The 22,018-nt window shown below is 57.3% G+C and carries 11 protein-coding genes, 2 tRNA genes, 4 rRNA genes and 1 pseudogene; 8 read left to right on the forward strand and 10 right to left on the reverse strand.

Features of this window, described 5'->3' with window-relative positions; all coding sequences use genetic code 11:
* Nucleotides 1-212: 212 nt before the first annotated feature.
* The 5 genes from scpC to AC3IT9_RS00530 form a co-directional block, all read right to left on the reverse strand.
* On the reverse strand, nt 213-1,706 hold the full coding sequence (gene scpC / locus AC3IT9_RS00510) for a succinyl-CoA:acetate CoA-transferase ScpC (protein ID WP_008018492.1): 1,494 nt from the start codon (nt 1,704-1,706) through the stop codon (nt 213-215).
* A 213-nt stretch (nt 1,707-1,919) separates the two neighbouring features.
* Nucleotides 1,920-3,356, reverse strand: coding sequence for an NAD(P)(+) transhydrogenase (Re/Si-specific) subunit beta (locus tag AC3IT9_RS00515; RefSeq protein ID WP_489271648.1), 1,437 nt, complete (start codon nt 3,354-3,356; stop codon nt 1,920-1,922).
* Complete coding sequence (locus tag AC3IT9_RS00520; RefSeq protein ID WP_223441317.1) at nt 3,353-3,709, reverse strand: NAD(P) transhydrogenase subunit alpha part 2; 357 nt, start codon at nt 3,707-3,709, stop codon at nt 3,353-3,355. The genes AC3IT9_RS00515 and AC3IT9_RS00520 overlap by 4 nt, the downstream gene beginning before the upstream one ends.
* Nucleotides 3,710-3,720: 11 nt before the next feature.
* Nucleotides 3,721-4,842 (reverse strand): Re/Si-specific NAD(P)(+) transhydrogenase subunit alpha, encoded by a 1,122-nt coding sequence (locus AC3IT9_RS00525; protein ID WP_151213777.1) that lies wholly within the window; start codon nt 4,840-4,842, stop codon nt 3,721-3,723.
* A gap of 435 nt (nt 4,843-5,277) precedes the next feature.
* Nucleotides 5,278-6,177: a LysR family transcriptional regulator gene (locus AC3IT9_RS00530; protein ID WP_150753713.1), complete on the reverse strand. Its 900-nt coding sequence runs from the start codon at nt 6,175-6,177 to the stop codon at nt 5,278-5,280.
* 157 nt (nt 6,178-6,334) lie between these two features.
* On the opposite strand from AC3IT9_RS00530, the gene AC3IT9_RS00535 reads away from it, so the two are divergent.
* The 8 genes from AC3IT9_RS00535 (at nt 6,335) to rrf (AC3IT9_RS00570) (ending at nt 14,765) form a co-directional block, all read left to right on the forward strand.
* On the forward strand, nt 6,335-7,516 hold the full coding sequence (locus AC3IT9_RS00535; protein ID WP_046043971.1) for an acyl-CoA dehydrogenase: 1,182 nt from the start codon (nt 6,335-6,337) through the stop codon (nt 7,514-7,516).
* A gap of 11 nt (nt 7,517-7,527) precedes the next feature.
* On the forward strand, nt 7,528-8,748 hold the full coding sequence (locus AC3IT9_RS00540) for a CaiB/BaiF CoA transferase family protein (protein ID WP_489271650.1): 1,221 nt from the start codon (nt 7,528-7,530) through the stop codon (nt 8,746-8,748).
* A gap of 584 nt (nt 8,749-9,332) precedes the next feature.
* Nucleotides 9,333-10,869 (forward strand): 16S ribosomal RNA (locus AC3IT9_RS00545).
* A gap of 122 nt (nt 10,870-10,991) precedes the next feature.
* A tRNA-Ile gene (locus AC3IT9_RS00550) sits at nt 10,992-11,068 on the forward strand.
* Between the two features lie 9 nt (nt 11,069-11,077).
* A tRNA-Ala gene (locus AC3IT9_RS00555) sits at nt 11,078-11,153 on the forward strand.
* A 228-nt stretch (nt 11,154-11,381) separates the two neighbouring features.
* Nucleotides 11,382-14,275, forward strand: a 23S ribosomal RNA gene (locus AC3IT9_RS00560).
* A 150-nt stretch (nt 14,276-14,425) separates the two neighbouring features.
* A 5S ribosomal RNA gene (gene rrf, locus AC3IT9_RS00565) occupies nt 14,426-14,541 on the forward strand.
* Between the two features lie 108 nt (nt 14,542-14,649).
* Nucleotides 14,650-14,765, forward strand: a 5S ribosomal RNA gene (gene rrf / locus AC3IT9_RS00570).
* Together the 16S, 23S and 5S rRNA genes with 2 tRNA genes alongside form the textbook arrangement of a ribosomal RNA operon.
* Nucleotides 14,766-14,870: 105 nt before the next feature.
* Here the strand turns inward: rrf (AC3IT9_RS00570) and AC3IT9_RS00575 are convergent.
* The 5 genes and pseudogenes from AC3IT9_RS00575 to AC3IT9_RS00595 all read right to left on the reverse strand — a co-directional run bounded on the left by AC3IT9_RS00575 (nt 14,871) and on the right by AC3IT9_RS00595 (nt 21,925).
* Nucleotides 14,871-15,338 (reverse strand): SRPBCC family protein, encoded by a 468-nt coding sequence (locus AC3IT9_RS00575; RefSeq protein WP_489271651.1) that lies wholly within the window; start codon nt 15,336-15,338, stop codon nt 14,871-14,873.
* A 22-nt stretch (nt 15,339-15,360) separates the two neighbouring features.
* Nucleotides 15,361-18,771: an amino acid adenylation domain-containing protein gene (locus tag AC3IT9_RS00580; protein ID WP_489271652.1), complete on the reverse strand. Its 3,411-nt coding sequence runs from the start codon at nt 18,769-18,771 to the stop codon at nt 15,361-15,363.
* 13 nt (nt 18,772-18,784) lie between these two features.
* Nucleotides 18,785-19,714, reverse strand: a complete 930-nt coding sequence (locus AC3IT9_RS00585) for a diiron oxygenase (RefSeq protein WP_489271654.1) — start codon at nt 19,712-19,714, stop codon at nt 18,785-18,787.
* Nucleotides 19,711-20,486, reverse strand: a pseudogene (locus AC3IT9_RS00590) (DUF3050 domain-containing protein). Before AC3IT9_RS00590 ends, AC3IT9_RS00585 begins: the two are co-directional and overlap by 4 nt.
* A 728-nt stretch (nt 20,487-21,214) precedes the next feature.
* Nucleotides 21,215-21,925, reverse strand: coding sequence for a GntR family transcriptional regulator (locus AC3IT9_RS00595; protein ID WP_150756640.1), 711 nt, complete (start codon nt 21,923-21,925; stop codon nt 21,215-21,217).
* Nucleotides 21,926-22,018: the final 93 nt, after the last annotated feature.

Below are 22,018 nucleotides of genomic sequence, written 5' to 3' on the forward strand. Positions count from 1 at the left end.
AGCTCAGTTAACTGTTTATAGGGGGTGTACTGGTCGAAATTGAGGCAACTGTACCTATGCGCACTATTAAGGTGCGAAAATGCTGTTTTTGCTCAGTAAGGTAGGAATTATCCCTCAGAAATGACCAGTACAGCAGTACAGTTTTTTCATATTCCGAGGAGGCAAGAGCAAGCTGACGAAACTGTGTTTGCGCCAGCTGCTATCTGTACCAATTACTTCTTCAGCATTTGCCCGGTTTCTTCCAGGTTGATGTGCCAGCTCAGGGCGTCACGCAGGATGTGCGGGGTGTGCCCGCCGATGGCGCACGCGGCGGTGAAGTAATCATTCAGCGCCTGGCGGTAATCCGGGTGCACGCACTTGTCGATGATGACCCGGGCACGCTCCCGAGGCGCCAGGCCGCGCAAGTCTGCCAGGCCCACTTCGGTCACGAGGATGTCGACGTCATGTTCGGTGTGGTCAACATGGCTGACCATCGGCACCACGCTGGAGATCGCACCGCCCTTGGCGATCGACTTGGTCACGAACACGGACAAGTGCGCGTTGCGCGCGAAGTCACCCGAGCCACCGATGCCGTTCATCATCCGCGTGCCGCAGACGTGAGTGGAGTTGACGTTGCCATAGATGTCGAACTCCAGTGCCGTGTTGATGCCGATGATGCCAAGGCGGCGCACGACTTCAGGGTGGTTGGAAATCTCCTGCGGGCGCAGAACCAGTTTGTCTTTGTAGCGCTCCAGATTGCCGAACACGTCGGCATTGCGGCGGCTCGACAGGGTGATCGAACTGCCCGAAGCAAAACTCAGCTTGCCCGCATCGATCAGGTCGAAGGTCGAGTCCTGCAGCACCTCGGAATACATCGTCAGGTCTTCGAACGGCGAGTCGATCAGGCCACACATCACCGAGTTGGCGATGGTGCCGATGCCGGCTTGTAGCGGGCCGAGCTTGTTGGTCATGCGCCCGGCTGCCACTTCCTGTTTGAAGAAGTCGATCAGGTGGTCGGCAATGGCTTGAGTCTCGGCGTCCGGCGCCAACACAGTGGAGGGTGAGTCAGCCTGGTTGGTGACCACGATGGCGACGATTTTTTCCGCTGGAATCGGGATGGCGGTGCTGCCAATGCGGTCGTCGACCTTGACCAGCGGAATCGGCGTGCGGGTCGGACGGTAGGTCGGAATATAGATGTCGTGCAGACCTTCGAGGTTCGGGTTGTGCGCCATGTTGATCTCGACGATCACGTGCTTGGCGAAAATCGCGAAGCTGGCCGAGTTGCCGACCGAGGTGGTTGGCACGATATGCCCTTGCTCGGTGATCGCTACGGCTTCAATCACGGCAATGTCCGGCAGTTTCAATTGCTGGTTGCGCAATTGCTCCACGGTTTCCGACAAGTGCTGGTCGATGAACATGACCTCGCCGGCATTGATCGCCTTGCGCAGGGTGCTGTCGACCTGGAACGGCATGCGTCGCGACAACACACCGGCTTCGGTCAACTGCTTGTCGAGGTCGTTGCCCAGGCTTGCGCCGGTCATCAGGCTGATCTTCAGCGGCGTGACCTTGGCACGCTCGGCCAGCGCCTGGGGGACGGCCTTGGCTTCGCCTGCGCGAGTAAAGCCACTCATGCCGACGGTCATGCCGTCCTCAATCAGAGCGGCAGCGTCGGCAGCGCTCATCACTTTGTCCAACAACGAAGGCAGGCGAATACGGTCACGGTACATGGATTGTTATCTCGGGCAACAGGTAGCAGGACGTGCAGTCTAGTGAATTGCGCCAGCTTCTGTCCCGCTACCAAGGTCGCAATCGAGGCGTCTATTCCGGGCCTTTCAAGCAAAACACCGTTACCGGATCGGTAACAAAAGGATAGTTTGTCCGACGATTTGCGCAAACAAAAACGCCCCGACGAGTCGGGGCGTTCCGTGTGCCGCAGAGGGTTAGTCGACGGCTTTGACCATGTCTTCGATGACCTTTTTAGCGTCGCCGAAGACCATCATGGTTTTGTCCAGGTAGAACAGTTCGTTGTCCAGGCCGGCGTAGCCGCTGGCCATCGAGCGCTTGTTGACGATGATGGTCTTGGCCTTGAACGCTTCGAGGATCGGCATGCCGGCAATCGGCGATTTCGGATCGTTCTTCGCGGCCGGGTTGACCACGTCGTTGGCGCCCAGCACCAGCACCACGTCGGCCTGGCCGAACTCGGAGTTGATGTCGTCCATCTCGAACACCTGGTCGTAAGGCACTTCGGCCTCGGCCAGCAGCACGTTCATGTGGCCGGGCATACGACCGGCAACCGGGTGGATCGCATACTTCACGGTCACGCCGCGGTGGGTCAGCTTCTCGGTCAGCTCCTTCAGCGCATGCTGTGCCCGCGCTACCGCCAGGCCATAGCCCGGCACGATGATCACGGTGTCGGCGTTGGTCAGCAGAAAGGTCGCGTCGTCAGCCGAACCGGATTTTACCGGACGGGCTTCTTTCGAACCCGCCGGGCCGGCCGCATCCGCCGTATTGCCGAAACCGCCGAGCAGTACGTTAAAGAAGGAGCGGTTCATCGCCTTGCACATGATGTACGAGAGGATTGCGCCGCTTGAGCCCACCAGCGAGCCGGCGATGATCAGCATCGAGTTGTTCAGCGAGAAGCCGATACCCGCCGCTGCCCAGCCGGAGTAGCTGTTGAGCATCGACACGACCACTGGCATGTCCGCGCCACCGATCGGGATGATGATCAGCACGCCGAGCACGAAGGCCAGGGCCAGCATCACGGCGAAAGCGGTGTAGTCACCGGTGAGCATGAAGGTCACGCCCAGGCCCAGTGTGGCCAGGCCCAGCAGCAGGTTCAGCTTGTGCTGGCCACTGAACTGTACCGGTGCACCCTGGAACAGGCGGAACTTGTACTTGCCGGACAGCTTGCCGAAGGCAATGACAGAGCCAGAGAAGGTGATTGCACCGATGGCGGCACCGAGGAACAGTTCCAGGCGGTTACCGGCCGGGATCGCGTCACCGAGTTGCTTGACGATGCCCAGCGACTGCGGCTCGACCACGGCAGCCACGGCGATGAACACCGCTGCCAGGCCGATCATGCTGTGCATGAAGGCGACCAGTTCGGGCATCTTGGTCATTTCAACGCGTTTGGCCATGATCGAACCGGCGGTGCCGCCGATCAGCAGGCCGACGATCACGTAGACGATACCGTCTTGCGCCAGATCGGTACCGAGCTTGTAGATCAGGCCGACCGTGGTGAGGATCGCCAGGCCCATGCCGAGCATGCCGAACAGGTTGCCGCGACGCGAGGTGGTGGGGTGCGAGAGACCCTTGAGCGCCTGGATGAAGCAGACCGAGGCGATCAAATACAGGGAAGTAACCAGGTTCATGCTCATGCTTGCTGCACCTCAGCCTTGGCTGCTGCGGCTTTGGCTGCCGGAGCTTTTGCCGGAGCCGCTTTTTTCTTGAACATTTCCAGCATGCGCCGGGTCACCAGGAAGCCACCAAACACGTTGACCGCGGCCAGGGCCACGGCCAGGGTGCCCATGGTCTTGCCCAGCGGGGTCACGGTGAGGGCGGCGGCGAGCATGGCACCGACGATCACGATGGCCGAGATGGCGTTGGTCACGGCCATCAGTGGCGTGTGCAGTGCAGGGGTAACGTTCCAGACCACGTGGTACCCGACATAGATAGCCAGCACGAAGATGATCAGGTTGTAGATACCGTCAGAGATCAGCATGTCTTCCATTGTTTTTATCCTCAGCCGTTCTTGCGCACGATCTGGCCGTCGCGGCACATCAGGCACGCGGCGACGATATCGTCTTCAAGGTTGATCACCAGTTGTCCTTCTTTATCGAACAACAGTTTCATGAAGTCCAGCAGGTTGCGTGCGTACAGCGCCGAAGCGTCAGCCGCCACGGCGCTGGCCAGGTTGGTCGGGCCAACGATGGTCACGCCATTTTCGATAACCACCTGATCGGCCACGGTCAGCGGGCAGTTGCCGCCCTGGGCTGCCGCGAGATCGATGACCACCGAACCCGGTTTCATCTGGGCCACGGTTTGCGCACTCAACAGGGTTGGTGCCTTGCGGCCGGGAATCAGCGCGGTGGTGATAACGATGTCAGCCTGCTTGGCGCGTTCGTGCACGGCGGCGGCCTGGCGCTGCATCCAGCTGGCCGGCATCGGACGGGCGTAACCGCCGACACCGACGGCGCATTCACGCTCTTCGTCGGTCTCGTAAGGCACGTCGACGAACTTGGCGCCGAGGGATTCGATCTGCTCTTTTACCGCAGGACGCACGTCAGACGCTTCGATCACCGCCCCCAGGCGTTTCGCGGTAGCGATGGCCTGCAAACCGGCCACGCCGGCACCGAGGATTAGCACGCGCGCCGCTTTCACAGTGCCCGCAGCGGTCATCAGCATCGGCATGAAGCGCGGATAGTAGTGAGCGGCCAGCAACACAGCCTTGTAACCGGCGATGTTGGCTTGCGACGACAGTACGTCCAGGCTCTGAGCGCGGGAGGTACGAGGCGCGGCTTCCAGGGCAAAGGCGGTAATCCCGCATTCGGCCAGCTTGGCGATGGTTTCATTGCTGAACGGATTGAGCATGCCCACCACTATGGTGCCGCTCTTGATCAGTGCGAGCTCACTGTCGCTGGGGGCGACGACTTTGAGAATCAGCTCTGCACCAAACGCATCGTTGGCGCTGCCAATGCTTGCGCCTGCCGCTTCATAGGCACTGTCGACAACGCTGGCATTAATACCGGCGCCGCTTTGTACAGTGACCTTATGGCCCTGGCCGATCAGCTTCTTGATGGTTTCCGGGGTTGCAGCAACCCGTGTTTCACCGGTCTGGGTTTCGAGAGGAACACCAATGTGCACGTCAAATCTCCTGCGTGATCTTATAGAGTAAACCCATGCACTACGGATGGTGCGGCTGGGGCGGCCGATCAGCACGATCCCGCCAAATCAGGGCGGGGCGCGGCATTTTGCAGGCGAACTTTGTGCCCTTCAAGGGATTATGACGGGTGACGGAAAATTAACTACAAGTCACCCCGTGACCGAATGTCGCAACCAACCGGCTCAATCCCTTGCAGACCGTGCTTTTCAAGGATTCTGGCCGAAATTGAAGAATTTACACATCGGCCGTATGAATGATGCGGCATCGCCTCGAAATAGTGGCGCAAAGCCGCGTTGTCAGGCGCTTGTGGGACGTTTGTACGACTTTTCGATACAGTTTGCTGGTATGCGACAAATACGTATATCTGTAGGGCTTTTACTTTGCTGACTACGAGGTCAAGTAATCATGAAGAGCCTTTACCCCTCTAGGCTGTAGCTGTGCGCCTGATTTACCAGCCAGTCACGAAATGCCCTTAAAGACGCGGATTCGACCTTCCGCTCAGGAATCATCAGGTAGTAAGCCTTGATGCTGGACAGTGCTTGCGGGTTGGCGATCACCAGGCGTTTCTCTTTCAACTCCCTTTGAATCAGGAACGGCGGAATCAGGGCAATGCCCATGTCGTGCATGGCCGCTTGGGCGAGCATGGAGAATAGCTCGTAGCGGGGGCCTGTCATGTCTCGTGGGACATTCAGGTGTTGGGAGTCGAACCATTGGCGCCAGGCATAGGGGCGGGTGGTTTGTTGCAGGAGAGGTAAGTCGGCGATTTCGCCGGGCGTCAGACTGGTTTTGTTTCCGAGCAGGTTGGGGCTGCAAACGGGCATCGGATTTTCACCCATCAGCCTGTGGGATTCTGTACCCGACCAATCCGCGTCACCGAAGTAGATGGCGGCATCAAAATCAGTGTCGGCGAACAGGAACGGCCGCGTGCGGTTGGTCAGGTTGACCGTCACCTCCGGGTGCTTTTGCTGGAAGTCCTTGAGTCGCGGCAGCAGCCATTGGGTGCCGAATGTCGGAACCACGGCCAACTCGATCACGTTGGTGCCCTGCTGGCCCATCACGGACAGGGTGTCGCGCTCAACCGCATCGAGTTGGGTAGCCACTCGACGGCTGTAGGAGAGACCAGCTTCCGTCAGCTTGACCCCGCGCCGCGAGCGTCGGAAGAGTTCCACGCTGAGGAACTCTTCAAGGCTGGCGATCTGTCGGCAAATCGCCCCTTGGGTCAGCGAAAGTTCCTGGGCGGCCTTGGTGAAGCTCTCGTGGCGCGCCGCGGCCTCGAAGCTGATCAGGGCGGTGGTGCTGGGTATCTTTCTGCGCATGTACGTCAACCTCACTAATACATCGCATAAATGCTCTTTCGCGACGTTTCGGAGTGAGAAATTAGCACAACAGTATGCAAAATCCTCGTTTGCCGTAGCGTCGATCCGGGCCTAGGATCAGTCCACGTTATTTGACCCGATTCGAGAGGACACACTCATGGGCGGTAAAGCTAGCTTCAACTGGATCGATCCCCTGCTGCTGGATCAACAGCTCACTGAAGAAGAACGCATGATTCGCGACACGGCTGCGCAGTTTGCTCAGCAGAGCCTTGCGCCGCGCATTCTTGAAGCTTTCCGCCATGAGAAGACCGATCCGGCGATCTTCCGCGAAATGGGCGAGATCGGCCTGTTGGGCGCAACCATCCCCGAGCAGTACGGTGGCAGCGGCCTGAACTATGTCAGCTACGGCCTGATCGCCCGTGAAGTCGAGCGCATCGACTCCGGCTATCGCTCGATGATGAGCGTGCAGTCCTCGCTGGTGATGGTGCCAATCAATGAATTCGGTACCGAAGCGCAGAAGCAGAAGTACCTGCCGAAACTGGCGTCGGGCGAGTGGATCGGCTGCTTCGGCCTGACCGAGCCTAACCACGGCTCCGACCCGGGCGCGATGATCAGTCGTGCACGCAAAGTGGAAGGCGGCTACAGCCTCACCGGCAGCAAGATGTGGATTACCAACAGCCCGATCGCCGATGTGTTCGTGGTCTGGGCCAAGGACGATGCCGGTGACATTCGCGGCTTCGTTCTGGAGAAAGGCTGGAAAGGCCTGAGCGCTCCGGCGATTCACGGCAAGGTGGGCCTGCGGGCATCGATCACCGGTGAAATCGTGATGGACAACGTGTTCGTGCCGGAAGAGAACATTTTCCCGGATGTCCGTGGCCTGAAAGGTCCTTTCACTTGCCTCAACTCGGCACGTTACGGCATCTCCTGGGGTGCGCTGGGTGCAGCCGAGTTCTGCTGGCACACCGCTCGCCAGTACACCCTGGATCGTCAACAGTTCGGTCGCCCGCTGGCCGCCACTCAGTTGATCCAGAAGAAGCTGGCCGACATGCAGACTGAAATCACCATGGCGCTGCAAGGCTGCCTGCGTCTGGGTCGTATGAAGGACGAAGGGACCGCTGCAGTCGAAATTACCTCGATGATGAAGCGCAACTCTTGCGGCAAGTCCCTGGACATCGCGCGCATGGCTCGCGATATGTTGGGCGGCAACGGCATCTCCGATGAATTCGGTGTCGCGCGTCACCTGGTCAACCTGGAAGTGGTGAACACCTATGAAGGTACGCACGACGTCCATGCACTGATCCTCGGTCGTGCGCAAACCGGCCTCCAGGCGTTCTATTAAGGAGAACGTCCATGGGCGCGCTATCGCATCTACGGGTACTGGATTTATCGCGGGTGCTGGCCGGGCCTTGGGCCGGGCAGATCCTGGCCGACCTTGGCGCGGAAGTGATCAAGGTCGAGCGTCCGGGTAACGGCGATGACACGCGCGCCTGGGGGCCGCCGTTCCTTAAAGACGCTTATGGCGAGAACACCAGTGAGGCCGCCTATTACTTGTCGGCCAATCGCAACAAGCAATCGGTCACCATCGACTTCACTCGCCCTGAAGGGCAGAAGCTGGTGCGTGATCTGGCGGCCAGGTCGGACATCCTGATCGAGAACTTCAAGGTCGGCGGTCTGGCGGCTTATGGCCTGGACTATGAGTCGCTGAAGGCGATCAATCCGGATCTGATCTATTGCTCGATCACCGGGTTCGGCCAGACCGGTCCTTATGCCAAGCGTGCGGGTTATGACTTCATGATCCAGGGGCTGGGCGGCCTCATGAGCCTGACGGGGCGACCTGAAGGCGAAGAAGGCGCGGGGCCGGTGAAGGTTGGCGTAGCGCTGACGGACATCCTGACCGGGCTGTATTCGACTGTTGCGATCCTGGCTGCGCTTGCGCATCGGGACCACGACGGCGGTGGTCAGCATATCGATATGGCTCTGCTGGACGTGCAGGTGGCTTGTCTGGCCAACCAGGCAATGAACTATCTGACGACAGGCAATGCGCCTAAACGCCTGGGTAATGCTCATCCGAACATCGTGCCCTATCAGGATTTTCCTACGGCTGATGGCGATTTCATCCTTACCGTCGGGAACGATGGGCAGTTCCGCAAGTTCGCGGAAGTGGCCGGGCAGCCGCAGTGGGCGGACGATCCACGTTTTGCGACCAACAAGCTGCGGGTGGCAAACAGGGCAGTACTGATTCCGCTGATCCGCCAGGCAACGGTGTTCAAGACGACCGCTGAGTGGGTGGCGCAGCTGGAACAGGCTGGCGTGCCGTGCGGGCCTATCAATGACGTGGCGCAGATGTTTGCCGACCCTCAGGTGAAGGCGCGTGGGTTGGCTATCGAGCTGCCGCATGCGCTGGCTGGGATGGTGCCTCAGGTGGCGAGCCCGATTCGACTGTCGGAAACGCCGGTGGAGTACCGTTTTGCACCTCCTCTGCTGGGTGAGCACACGCTGGAAGTTTTGCAGCGGGTTTTGGGCCTGGATGCCGGGGCGGTGTCCGCATTGAAGGCTTCGGGCGTTCTCTGATAGGTCTCTTCTATATAGAGGGGTGTTTCGGCTCCTCTATATAGGCTTCCTTTGAGTGGTTTTGGTGCTTTCTGCAACTTGTTGATAGAAAACCTAAATCAGTGCTTGACGGCAGATTTTAGAAGTCTATAATTCGCCCCACTTCCGGCGCAGTCGAAACGGAAAACTCCTTGGTAAACAATGAGTTACGCAGGTTTCGGCAGCAGGTTGCTTCAGTTCATCGAAGCCGAAAGGGGGTTGAAAAAGAGGTGTTGACAGCAGCGTGTAACGCTGTAGAATTCGCCTCCCGCTGATGAGAGATCTGAAGCGCAAGTGGTTGAAGTTGAAAAGGAAACTTGGAAAACTTCTGAAAAATACCACTTGACAGCAAATGAGGCTGCTGTAGAATGCGCGCCTCGGTTGAGACGAAAGATCTTAACCAACCGCTCTTTAACAACTGAATCAAGCAATTCGTGTGGGTGCTTGTGGAGTCAGACTGCTAGTCAACAGATTATCAGCATCACAAGTTACTCCGCGAGAAATCAAAGATGTAACCAACGATTGCTGAGCCAAGTTTAGGGTTTTCTCAAAACCCAAAGATGTTTGAACTGAAGAGTTTGATCATGGCTCAGATTGAACGCTGGCGGCAGGCCTAACACATGCAAGTCGAGCGGATGACAGGAGCTTGCTCCTGAATTCAGCGGCGGACGGGTGAGTAATGCCTAGGAATCTGCCTGGTAGTGGGGGACAACGTTTCGAAAGGAACGCTAATACCGCATACGTCCTACGGGAGAAAGCAGGGGACCTTCGGGCCTTGCGCTATCAGATGAGCCTAGGTCGGATTAGCTAGTTGGTGAGGTAATGGCTCACCAAGGCGACGATCCGTAACTGGTCTGAGAGGATGATCAGTCACACTGGAACTGAGACACGGTCCAGACTCCTACGGGAGGCAGCAGTGGGGAATATTGGACAATGGGCGAAAGCCTGATCCAGCCATGCCGCGTGTGTGAAGAAGGTCTTCGGATTGTAAAGCACTTTAAGTTGGGAGGAAGGGCATTAACCTAATACGTTAGTGTTTTGACGTTACCGACAGAATAAGCACCGGCTAACTCTGTGCCAGCAGCCGCGGTAATACAGAGGGTGCAAGCGTTAATCGGAATTACTGGGCGTAAAGCGCGCGTAGGTGGTTTGTTAAGTTGGATGTGAAAGCCCCGGGCTCAACCTGGGAACTGCATTCAAAACTGACAAGCTAGAGTATGGTAGAGGGTGGTGGAATTTCCTGTGTAGCGGTGAAATGCGTAGATATAGGAAGGAACACCAGTGGCGAAGGCGACCACCTGGACTGATACTGACACTGAGGTGCGAAAGCGTGGGGAGCAAACAGGATTAGATACCCTGGTAGTCCACGCCGTAAACGATGTCAACTAGCCGTTGGGAGCCTTGAGCTCTTAGTGGCGCAGCTAACGCATTAAGTTGACCGCCTGGGGAGTACGGCCGCAAGGTTAAAACTCAAATGAATTGACGGGGGCCCGCACAAGCGGTGGAGCATGTGGTTTAATTCGAAGCAACGCGAAGAACCTTACCAGGCCTTGACATCCAATGAACTTTCCAGAGATGGATTGGTGCCTTCGGGAACATTGAGACAGGTGCTGCATGGCTGTCGTCAGCTCGTGTCGTGAGATGTTGGGTTAAGTCCCGTAACGAGCGCAACCCTTGTCCTTAGTTACCAGCACGTCATGGTGGGCACTCTAAGGAGACTGCCGGTGACAAACCGGAGGAAGGTGGGGATGACGTCAAGTCATCATGGCCCTTACGGCCTGGGCTACACACGTGCTACAATGGTCGGTACAGAGGGTTGCCAAGCCGCGAGGTGGAGCTAATCCCACAAAACCGATCGTAGTCCGGATCGCAGTCTGCAACTCGACTGCGTGAAGTCGGAATCGCTAGTAATCGCGAATCAGAATGTCGCGGTGAATACGTTCCCGGGCCTTGTACACACCGCCCGTCACACCATGGGAGTGGGTTGCACCAGAAGTAGCTAGTCTAACCTTCGGGAGGACGGTTACCACGGTGTGATTCATGACTGGGGTGAAGTCGTAACAAGGTAGCCGTAGGGGAACCTGCGGCTGGATCACCTCCTTAATCGACGACTCAGCTGCTCCATAAGTTCCCACACGAATTGCTTGATTCATTGAAGAAGACGATAGAAGCAGCTTTAAGCTCCAAGCTGATAGCTCCAAGCTAACAGTTACGCGCTCGAAATTGGGTCTGTAGCTCAGTTGGTTAGAGCGCACCCCTGATAAGGGTGAGGTCGGCAGTTCGAATCTGCCCAGACCCACCAATTTTGTATGGGGCCATAGCTCAGCTGGGAGAGCGCCTGCCTTGCACGCAGGAGGTCAACGGTTCGATCCCGTTTGGCTCCACCATTAACTGCTTCGAAGCGTTTGAGAGTTTAGAAATGAATATTCCAGAGTGAATATTGATTTCTAGTCTTTTGATTAGATCGTTCTTTAAAAATTTGGGTATGTGATAGAAAGATAGACTGAACGTTACTTTCACTGGTAACGGATCAGGCTAAGGTAAAATTTGTGAGTAATTGCGAATTTTCGGCGAATGTCGTCTTCATAGTATAACCAGATTGCTTGGGGTTATATGGTCAAGTGAAGAAGCGCATACGGTGGATGCCTTGGCAGTCAGAGGCGATGAAAGACGTGGTAGCCTGCGAAAAGCTTCGGGGAGTCGGCAAACAGACTTTGATCCGGAGATGTCTGAATGGGGGAACCCAGCCATCATAAGATGGTTATCTTGTACTGAATACATAGGTGCAAGAGGCGAACCAGGGGAACTGAAACATCTAAGTACCCTGAGGAAAAGAAATCAACCGAGATTCCCTTAGTAGTGGCGAGCGAACGGGGACTAGCCCTTAAGTGGCTTTGAGATTAGCGGAACGCTCTGGAAAGTGCGGCCATAGTGGGTGATAGCCCTGTACGCGAAAATCTCTTGGTCATGAAATCGAGTAGGACGGAGCACGAGAAACTTTGTCTGAATATGGGGGGACCATCCTCCAAGGCTAAATACTACTGACTGACCGATAGTGAACTAGTACCGTGAGGGAAAGGCGAAAAGAACCCCGGAGAGGGGAGTGAAATAGATCCTGAAACCGTATGCGTACAAGCAGTGGGAGCCCACTTTGTTGGGTGACTGCGTACCTTTTGTATAATGGGTCAGCGACTTATTTTCAGTGGCGAGCTTAACCGAATAGGGGAGGCGTAGCGAAAGCGAGTCTTAATAGGGCGTCTAGTCGCTGGGAATAGACCCGAAACCGGGCGATCTATCCATGGGCAGGTTGAAGGTTAGGTAACACTGACTGGAGGACCGAACCGACTACCGTTGAAAAGTTAGCGGATGACCTGTGGATCGGAGTGAAAGGCTAATCAAGCTCGGAGATAGCTGGTTCTCCTCGAAAGCTATTTAGGTAGCGCCTCATGTATCACTGTAGGGGGTAGAGCACTGTTTCGGCTAGGGGGTCATCCCGACTTACCAAACCGATGCAAACTCCGAATACCTACAAGTGCCGAGCATGGGAGACACACGGCGGGTGCTAACGTCCGTCGTGAAAAGGGAAACAACCCAGACCGTCAGCTAAGGTCCCAAAGTTATGGTTAAGTGGGAAACGATGTGGGAAGGCTTAGACAGCTAGGAGGTTGGCTTAGAAGCAGCCACCCTTTAAAGAAAGCGTAATAGCTCACTAGTCGAGTCGGCCTGCGCGGAAGATGTAACGGGGCTCAAACCATACACCGAAGCTACGGGTATCACCTTCGGGTGATGCGGTAGAGGAGCGTTCTGTAAGCCTGTGAAGGTGAGTTGAGAAGCTTGCTGGAGGTATCAGAAGTGCGAATGCTGACATGAGTAACGACAATGGGTGTGAAAAACACCCACGCCGAAAGACCAAGGTTTCCTGCGCAACGTTAATCGACGCAGGGTTAGTCGGTCCCTAAGGCGAGGCTGAAAAGCGTAGTCGATGGAAAACAGGTTAATATTCCTGTACTTCTGGTTATTGCGATGGAGGGACGGAGAAGGCTAGGCCAGCTTGGCGTTGGTTGTCCAAGTTTAAGGTGGTAGGCTGGAATCTTAGGTAAATCCGGGATTCTAAGGCCGAGAGCTGATGACGAGTGTTCTTTTAGAACACGAAGTGGTTGATGCCATGCTTCCAAGAAAAGCTTCTAAGCTTCAGGTAACCAGGAACCGTACCCCAAACCGACACAGGTGGTTGGGTAGAGAATACCAAGGCGCTTGAGAGAACTCGGGTGAAGGAACTAGGCAAAATGGCACCGTAACTTCGGGAGAAGGTGCGCCGGTGAGGGTGAAGGACTTGCTCCGTAAGCCCACGCCGGTCGAAGATACCAGGCCGCTGCGACTGTTTATTAAAAACACAGCACTCTGCAAACACGAAAGTGGACGTATAGGGTGTGACGCCTGCCCGGTGCCGGAAGGTTAATTGATGGGGTTAGCTAACGCGAAGCTCTTGATCGAAGCCCCGGTAAACGGCGGCCGTAACTATAACGGTCCTAAGGTAGCGAAATTCCTTGTCGGGTAAGTTCCGACCTGCACGAATGGCGTAACGATGGCGGCGCTGTCTCCACCCGAGACTCAGTGAAATTGAAATCGCTGTGAAGATGCAGTGTATCCGCGGCTAGACGGAAAGACCCCGTGAACCTTTACTATAGCTTTGCACTGGACTTTGAATTTGCTTGTGTAGGATAGGTGGGAGGCTTTGAAGCGTGGACGCCAGTTCGCGTGGAGCCAACCTTGAAATACCACCCTGGCAACTTTGAGGTTCTAACTCAGGTCCGTTATCCGGATCGAGGACAGTGTATGGTGGGTAGTTTGACTGGGGCGGTCTCCTCCTAAAGAGTAACGGAGGAGTACGAAGGTGCGCTCAGACCGGTCGGAAATCGGTCGTAGAGTATAAAGGCAAAAGCGCGCTTGACTGCGAGACAGACACGTCGAGCAGGTACGAAAGTAGGTCTTAGTGATCCGGTGGTTCTGTATGGAAGGGCCATCGCTCAACGGATAAAAGGTACTCCGGGGATAACAGGCTGATACCGCCCAAGAGTTCATATCGACGGCGGTGTTTGGCACCTCGATGTCGGCTCATCACATCCTGGGGCTGAAGCCGGTCCCAAGGGTATGGCTGTTCGCCATTTAAAGTGGTACGCGAGCTGGGTTTAGAACGTCGTGAGACAGTTCGGTCCCTATCTGCCGTGGACGTTTGAGATTTGAGAGGGGCTGCTCCTAGTACGAGAGGACCGGAGTGGACGAACCTCTGGTGTTCCGGTTGTCACGCCAGTGGCATTGCCGGGTAGCTATGTTCGGAAAAGATAACCGCTGAAAGCATCTAAGCGGGAAACTTGCCTCAAGATGAGATCTCACTGGGACCTTGAGTCCCCTGAAGGGCCGTCGAAGACTACGACGTTGATAGGTTGGGTGTGTAAGCGCTGTGAGGCGTTGAGCTAACCAATACTAATTGCCCGTGAGGCTTGACCATATAACACCCAAGCAATTTGCGTCGAAAGGCCAGATTGCGGTGTGTGAAGACGAAAGAACCGAAAGTTCGTGATACTCACAAAACACCAAGCTGTCACATACCCAATTTGCTGAAGCGCGACCATCTGGTCGCGACTCAGTACCCGAATTTCTTGACGACCATAGAGCGTTGGAACCACCTGATCCCATCCCGAACTCAGCAGTGAAACGATGCATCGCCGATGGTAGTGTGGGGTTTCCCCATGTGAGAGTAGGTCATCGTCAAGATTAAATTCCGAAACCCCTATCTGCGTATGCAGGTAGGGGTTTTGTTTTAGTAGAAGTCACCAGTTTTCACTGGCACGTTAAATTTCTAACGGGCTGGTCACAGAATTTCTTGACGACCATAGAGCGTTGGAACCACCTGATCCCATCCCGAACTCAGCAGTGAAACGATGCATCGCCGATGGTAGTGTGGGGTTTCCCCATGTGAGAGTAGGTCATCGTCAAGATTGAATTCCGAAACCCCTGTCTGCTAACGCAGACAGGGGTTTTGTCGTTTCAGGGGTACTGAAAAGCCCGATGTGGAACCTCTCCACAACGGGCTTTTTCACGTCTTACGCAAACAGCTTCAGCACATTGTTCATCGCATCATCGGCAAAACCCTGTACGAAGTCCTTGAAGCCCGGCAGTGCCTCGGCGCCACCCTGCGCCGGTTCGGCAATGATGCTCCAGGTGGCTCGGGACTTGCCCGCATCCAGTGGTTCAACGCTCATCGCTGCCCACAGATTGGCCACACCCAGAGTGTTGTAGATAGTGGTCCAGGTCATATGCCGTGCCTGGTCGTCCCGGGAGTTGAGTTGTTCGACCACCAGATTGCCGTCCTTGAAAACCTTTTTGCGCAGCGATGACACGCCATCACCGGTCATTTCGATGTGCGACAGCGCCGGGATGAAGCGATTGAAGCCGGCAAAGTCACCGACTACGGCCCATACCTGCGCAGCATCGGCGGGCACGTCCACCGAGGACACCACGTGGCAGCCTTGAGGGTTTTTGATCAGGGTGTCGGGTTGCAGAGTACTCATGGTTTTGCTCCGTTGGGTTGAGTCAGATGAAATTGATTTCTTTGAGGTAGTCGCAGCCGCGACGCAGCAGCGCCGGGGACTTTTGCGGGTAGTGCGCGCCCATTAGCCGAACACCGGCCTGGGCGTTGTCGTGACCGATCATCGAGATGTCGCCGATGTCCTCCTCGAAGCCGTTGAGGTAGAACCCCAGCACGCCGAACAGAGCGTTGTCGCTGTCCACCCGACCCAGTTGCTGTTGCCAGTCGGCGACGCTGACCATCGCGAATTCGCGGCCCGCTTCGCGGAAGGACGCCACGTAGTTGTCCCAGCTCAAGGGTTCGGGGTTGTGTAGGTTGAACACCGCTTGTTCCGGTTGATAACGACTGGCGTGGAAGGCGATGAAGCGGGCGAGAAAGTCCACCGGCATCAAGTCGAAATTCAAGGCGAATTCCGGCACCTGTCCCAGCTGGATCGAGCCCTTGAGCATCAGCATCAGGCGATTCTTGTGCGGCTGGCACACGCCCGTGAGGCTGTTGAAGCTGATGTTGCCGGGGCGGTAGAGATTGACCCGCACCCCAAGCTCCCGTGCCCGTTCGAGGATGCGCTCGCCGACCCATTTGGACAGGTTGTAGCCGTTCTTGATGTAGATCGGTGGCGTCGGTGCGGCCGGCAACTCAAGCACTCGGCCGTCGGCGGATATCGTGCTGGAGGCCGAGAGCGTCGAGACGAAGTTGAAGATTTTTTTGCTGCGTCCTTCGCACAGGCGCAAGCACTCGAAAATCGGCTCGACGTTGTCCGGGGCGAGCGACTCGTAATCGAGGACGTGATTGACGTTGGCCGCGTTGTGCACCAGTGCGCCAAACTCTCGATCCAGTCGCTGGTAAACCTCGGGCGCCAAACCGAGTTCCGGCCGCGTGATGTCTGCTGCGTAAACCCGCACCCGACTCATATCCAGATGCGCCAGACGGTTCTCTCGCAACGCCTGGGCAAAGCGCTCGCCCGCCGATTGCCCATTGCTGTCGCGAACCAGGCAAGCGACTTCGCTGGCACCCCAGGCCAGCAGCGCCTCGACGATGTGTACACCGACAAAGCTGTTGGCACCGGTGACGATCACCTTGTGCGCATCGCCCATGCGGCTGACGGGCAGCGGCTGAACATCCAGTTCGCGGAAGGCATCGTGCATGGCTTGTTCGCTCAGCGCTTCTTCGCTGTCGGAGCCGCGTACCAGTGTCGCCAGTTTCGCGAGAGTGGGCAGTTCGATGAAACGGTTGATCGAGATGCTGCGCCCGAACTCCTCGCGCAGTCGCAGGAGCATGCGCGACAGCAGGATCGAATGCCCGCCCAGGTTGAAGAAGCTTTCGTCGGTGGAAATGTCGATCGCCGGCAGCTCCAGTAACTCGGCCCAGATCTCCAGCAGTAGGGCCTCATCGGCGCTGGCGGGCAGGCGTCGTGGAGGGTGCTCGGTGACGTTGAGCGGCAACTCCAGAAGCGCTTTGCGGTCGACCTTGCCATTACTGGCGTAGGGCATGGCTGTCAGCTCGGTCCATGCAAGGGGGCGCATGTAGTCCGGCAGGTGCTGTGTCGCGTGGGCCTTCAACGCTTGGCGAGCGGTGCCGGTAAGGTCTTCCCGGGGTTGGGCAACGAAAGCCAGAACCCGCCGCTGGCTATCAATGACCACGGCAACCTGGCGGTACAACTGACTGTCGCGCAGACAGCGCTCAATCTCTTCCGGTTCGACCCGGAAGCCGCGAATCTTCACCTGATTATCACGCCGACCGCACAGCTCGATCCCTTCCGCCGTCCACTTCGCCATGTCCCCGGTGCGATAGACGCGCAGGGTCCGGCCATCAGGCAAGTTCAAGTGCAGATAGCGCTCAGCGGTTTGCTGCGGGTTGTTCAGGTAACCCAGGCACACACCCGGGCCAGCGATGTACAGCTCACCGACGGTCTGTTCGGCCACCGGTTGAAAGTCGTCATCGAGAATCAACACCTGGCTGTTGGCGATTGGAGCGCCCAGCGAGCGGTTGTTGTCGCCTGCTAGGAGTTTGCGCGCGGTAATCAGCACCGTGGCTTCAGTGGGTCCGTAGAGGTTGTAGAGCTTGCCCTGGCGGCTCAGTTGCTCGATGACCCACGGCTCGCAGACATCGCCTCCGGTCATCACATGGTCCAGGCACTGCAATTGCTCCAGCGGCAGGATGCTCAACAAAGCCGGCGGCAAAAAGGCGTGGCTCAATTGCCGATGACAGATCAGTTCCACCAGTTGCAGCGGATCGCGGCGTTGGTCATCGCCGGGCACGATCAGTTCCGCGCCCTGCAACAAGGTGGGGAAGATGTCGATCACCGACGAGTCGAAACCCAACGAAGAAAACTGCAGCACCCGGCTCTGGCGGGTCAGCTGTACATAGTCGGCGTACCAGTGGGTGAAGTGCGCGAGGTTAGCCTGGCTGAGCAACACGCCCTTCGGATGGCCGGTGGTGCCCGAGGTGTAGAGCGCCATGCAGGGCGCATCGAGGTCGGGGCGTTTGCGCATCAAAGGTTGAGAGAGGTCTGCTTCATGGGCGTCGATATTGCTGATGTCCAGCCCTGGCATCTCGCTCGCCAGGGGATGCTCGCCGTCATGCAGCAACAACACCGCGCCGGCATTCGACAGGATGTACTGCTGACGTTGCAACGGATGGCTCGGCTCCAGCGGCAAGTACACCGCGCCGCTGCCCAGGATCGCCAGGATTCCCGCATACAGCGCACTGCATTTGGGCAGGCAGATCCCGATGACGACCAAGCCTTGATGCTGCTCCAGCAGCGCTCGCAGACGTTGCTGGATGGCGCGGCTGTGGGCGTGCAACTGGCGATAGTCGAGGGTGTTGCCGTCGATGCTCAAGGCCGGATGGTCGGCACTCTGGATGCATTGTTGTTCAAGCCTTTCGATCATCGGCGTTTGCGCGAGTTGCTGCAGTCTTGGGTCGGCGGTGGCATTGAGGCGATGCACGAACGCGAGGCTGTCCAGGAACCGCAGGCTCTCGATGTGCTCGAAGCGGACAGGTACGGCGGGTGCGGCGAGCCGAAAATAGTCGGCATCGCGCGAGTAGCGGCTGACCAGCAGCGCCACGTGGTCAACCAGTGCTGTCATGGCCTGCATACGCAACGCCTGGCCGTTGCCCGACGGTTCATCGGCAATGGGTACACGGCTCAGTAGCGTTGAATCATGGCAGCACAACACGTCCAGCGATGGCAGGCCGGACGCCTGTGGCAGGCCAAGGCCCAACTGCAATGTCAGTCGTGGCGCCTGACAGCTGAACTGAAGCGACGTGCCATCGTCGATCAGTAGATCCGCAGGCCCCGGCACTTCGTCGAGTGGGGATATCCGCGTCAATGAGTGACCGTGTTGTTCGAGTTCCAATGCCAGGTCGGTCAGGGCCTGGCTTTGTCCGCTGAGCAAAATGTCGAGACGTCTCATGATGGGCTCCTCGTCAAACCAGGTAGTCGCTGAGGGCGGTTTGTACGCACGGCGAATCGAGCAGCGAGCTGCTGTGGAAAAACCGCACAATGTTGGCCACCAGCGGGTGATGGCGACTGATCGGGAAGGCCAGTGCCGACACTTCGTTCTTGAGGGCGTGGCGCGCCGCGTCTTTGATCTGCAGTGCGTCGATCAAGCGGAAGTCGAAGGATTTCTGGATGTCGTTGGTCAGGTAATGGGCAATGAACACCGGCAGAATCTGCGCGATGCTCTGGCGGTCGTCTGCACTTGCGGCATGCCAGTAGATGCGTACCAGCCGCGCCCAAAAACCGGAATGGCGCCCCTCGTCCAGCAAGTGATCGGCCATCAGGCCCTTGATCGATTGCTTGACCGTGTCGTCCTTGGCGAACGCGGCGACATCACCGGTCACCGTGTTTTCGGCGATGGCCACGCAGATCAGTTCTACGGCGCTACGCAGGTGTTCCGGTGCGAGCGCCACGGCCGCCGGTATCGCCCGGCTCAGCTCGATCTCATCCGGCAACTCAATGGGGGTGATGCCGGTCATGGCGATGGTCTGTTGCATGAAATCCATCGCCACCAGCGCGTGGTAATCCTCGTCCACCACGACAGTCATGGCGTCGTAGCGGCAGGCGAACGGGAACTCGACCGCGAAGCGATTCTTGGCAATGCTGCGGGCGGTTTTGTCGACGATCTCGGTTTCGAAGATCACCACATCGTTGATGAACTTGTAGAGCGTCTGCACCAGGGCGAAGTCGCGCTGTTCCGGGCATGCGCGCAGAAAGGTTTCGCTCAGCACCAGCGGTTGGCGGCTCAAGGGGTAGATCAGTTTGTCGTCGTTTTCCAGCACGCGGCGCGGGCGCGTACGGATGGTCGCGCGGCTCTCCCAGGCATCGGCGAAGGATTGGTAGTCGGCGGCGTTCATGCGCTCACCTCCACGACGGATTCGTTCATGCTCAGGCGCAACCCGTCCCACAGGGCAATGCGGCTTTCCACGGCAGCGATGGCGCTGGCGTACACGTCTTCCTGCCGTTGCGGGTCGCTATCGACCAGTCGCGACAGGAGCTTTTCCGCTGCCGGGCCGTGGTCCTCGGAATCGACCTCAATGTGCCGGTCGAGGTAGTACCGGAAAGTCGGCGCCTGTTCGATGCCGATACCCCAATCGTCGAGAATGCGCCGGAACATCTGCGGAATAACGCTCTCGCGACCGTGCAGAAACGCCGCGGCCACACTGTGACCCGGCGCATGCAGTGCTGTGTGTAGCGTATGGCGAACGAAATTGGCGGCCGCCGGATCGACGTTGACGCTCTGCAAGGCCACGTCGTAGTTCACGCCTTCTTGCTGCAGGGCCACGAAGCGTTCGATGGCAACGGTGCATGCCCCGACCTCGCGCATTGCATCCAGGTACAACTCGAAGTGGCTGTAGTGACCCTTGGCCGGGCGATCATCCGACTCCTCACCCAGTACGATCTCGTTGATCAACCGCGCGGCCTGGGGATCCTGCGGCGGCAGCCAGGGCAGTCGCACGCAGGTCAGTTCCTGTTGCAGGCGCTTGGTCAGCGACATGAAGTCCCATACGGCAAACACGTGGGTTTCCATGAAACGTCGCAGGACGGGAAGCGAATGTATTTCAGAAAAGATCGGGTGTTCGCTAAGTTCGGATTTTTTTGAATCAGACATTCTTTAGTTGGTTTCATGGATGATCCTGTAAATGATCCTGGGTGAGAACTAATCAAGCACTGAAGTTCGCTGGAAGTTTTCTCCTGACGAACGGGCGCCTCAAACTAATTGATCTTTTTCAGTGCCATGGATGCCGAGTGGCTGGGGCGCTGTAGTCGTTTGTAGCTGACGGCGAAGAAAAACTAATACACATATAAAGTGTTAATCAACTTGTTTCGGTATTATTTTAATATTCAACTTTTTTGAAGATGATAAGTTTCAATAAAACTTTTTATATTGGTTTTATTTTGGCGTAGTTACTCCTTCCGGCTTATATGAGTCAGAATTGAATAAAGAGTGAATGCCTCACTCGAAGTAACTTCTTTAGCGGGTGTCGTTGGGGATGTCTGAGGGGGTGGAAGTGGGGCGCGAGTGATGCCGATCCTTCCGTTCCCGTGATGAGGCTCCTTCCTTCGCTTCTGGGGGCAGGGACTGCTCCATTCGCACGGAGCGTCACCCGTTATTTGTCCTGGTTATCCAGAGTGGGCGTAAATCGAGGTGGCCGCCATTACTGAGGCATCACGCAAGCGTTGCAATGGTCGGGCTTTAAGGCGGCGGGGCGTTGGGGCGCGGCATGGCACCGCAAAGGTGGTGTGGTATGGGGCGGGGGGATTTGTAATCAAATTATTCGCGGAGCATTTTTTGGGGGGATGCGCGGCAAGCGAGGTGAACCCTTCGATAGGTTCCCCGGGCTTGCCGCCGCGGGCTACTTCGACCTGTTCCTGGCCTGGACTTCAGGGCTGTTGAGGTAGCGCGTAATGACCTCGACCCCTCGGTTCAGATGATGTTCGAGCAACTTCACGGTGCGTTCGACGTCCCGGTCTTCGGCGGCCCGCAACAGTGCCCGGTGGTCGTCCTGGGACAGTTTGCCCAGGCCCATGGCTTCCAGGTTGAAACGCAGGAACCGCTCCTCTTCGATCAGACCGTCTTCGACCAGATTCAACAGCCGGCGATTGGGCGCCCGACTGTAAAGCGCCATGTGGAACAGGCGATTGAGCCGGCCGATTTCGGTGTAGTCGCTTTGCGTTTCGAGTTCGTCGATGTAACGGGCAGCCTGTTCGAGATCTTCGTCCCGGAGCAGTGGCACCGAGAGACGCAAGGCTTCGGATTCCAGCAGGATGCGCAGCGCATAGGTTTCCACGGCGTCGCCCTGGACCAGCGGCGCGACCACGGCGCCCTTATGGGCAATCACGTTGAGCAACGATTGTGCTTCGAGCTGGCGCAAGGCCTCGCGTACGGGCATGCGGCTGACGCCGAACAGGTCGGCGAGGTCTTGCTGGCGCAGGGCCGCACCGCAAGGAATGCGCCCGTCGAGTATGGCCGCGCGCAGGGTTTCTTCGATCACCGAGCGTGCCATATGAGCGGGAATCGGCCCGTTGACCTTGATACTGCTGAGAGGGTTGGGCTTTTGTGTCACTAAACGCACCCTGATTGATGGAATTTTTTTGGATCCAAGTGACCCTAGTAACTGACTGACGGCTTGTCAAACAGGCTCACGAGTGCCCTTCTT

The organism is Pseudomonas sp. KH_046_1 (assembly GCF_057839025.1).

Bases quoted from the DNA above. Each gene is read 5' to 3' on its own strand.
- scpC (WP_008018492.1), bottom strand. From the start codon at position 1,706: ATGTACCGTGACCGTATTCGCCTGCCTTCGTTGTTGGACAAAGTGATG.
- AC3IT9_RS00515 (WP_489271648.1), bottom strand. From the start codon at position 3,356: ATGAGCATGAACCTGGTTACTTCCCTGTATTTGATCGCCTCGGTCTGC.
- AC3IT9_RS00520 (WP_223441317.1), bottom strand. From the start codon at position 3,709: ATGGAAGACATGCTGATCTCTGACGGTATCTACAACCTGATCATCTTC.
- AC3IT9_RS00530 (WP_150753713.1), bottom strand. From the start codon at position 6,177: ATGCGCAGAAAGATACCCAGCACCACCGCCCTGATCAGCTTCGAGGCC.
- AC3IT9_RS00535 (WP_046043971.1), top strand. From the start codon at position 6,335: ATGGGCGGTAAAGCTAGCTTCAACTGGATCGATCCCCTGCTGCTGGAT.
- AC3IT9_RS00540 (WP_489271650.1), top strand. From the start codon at position 7,528: ATGGGCGCGCTATCGCATCTACGGGTACTGGATTTATCGCGGGTGCTG.
- AC3IT9_RS00575 (WP_489271651.1), bottom strand. From the start codon at position 15,338: ATGAGTACTCTGCAACCCGACACCCTGATCAAAAACCCTCAAGGCTGC.
- AC3IT9_RS00580 (WP_489271652.1), bottom strand. From the start codon at position 18,771: ATGAGACGTCTCGACATTTTGCTCAGCGGACAAAGCCAGGCCCTGACC.
- AC3IT9_RS00585 (WP_489271654.1), bottom strand. From the start codon at position 19,714: ATGAACGCCGCCGACTACCAATCCTTCGCCGATGCCTGGGAGAGCCGC.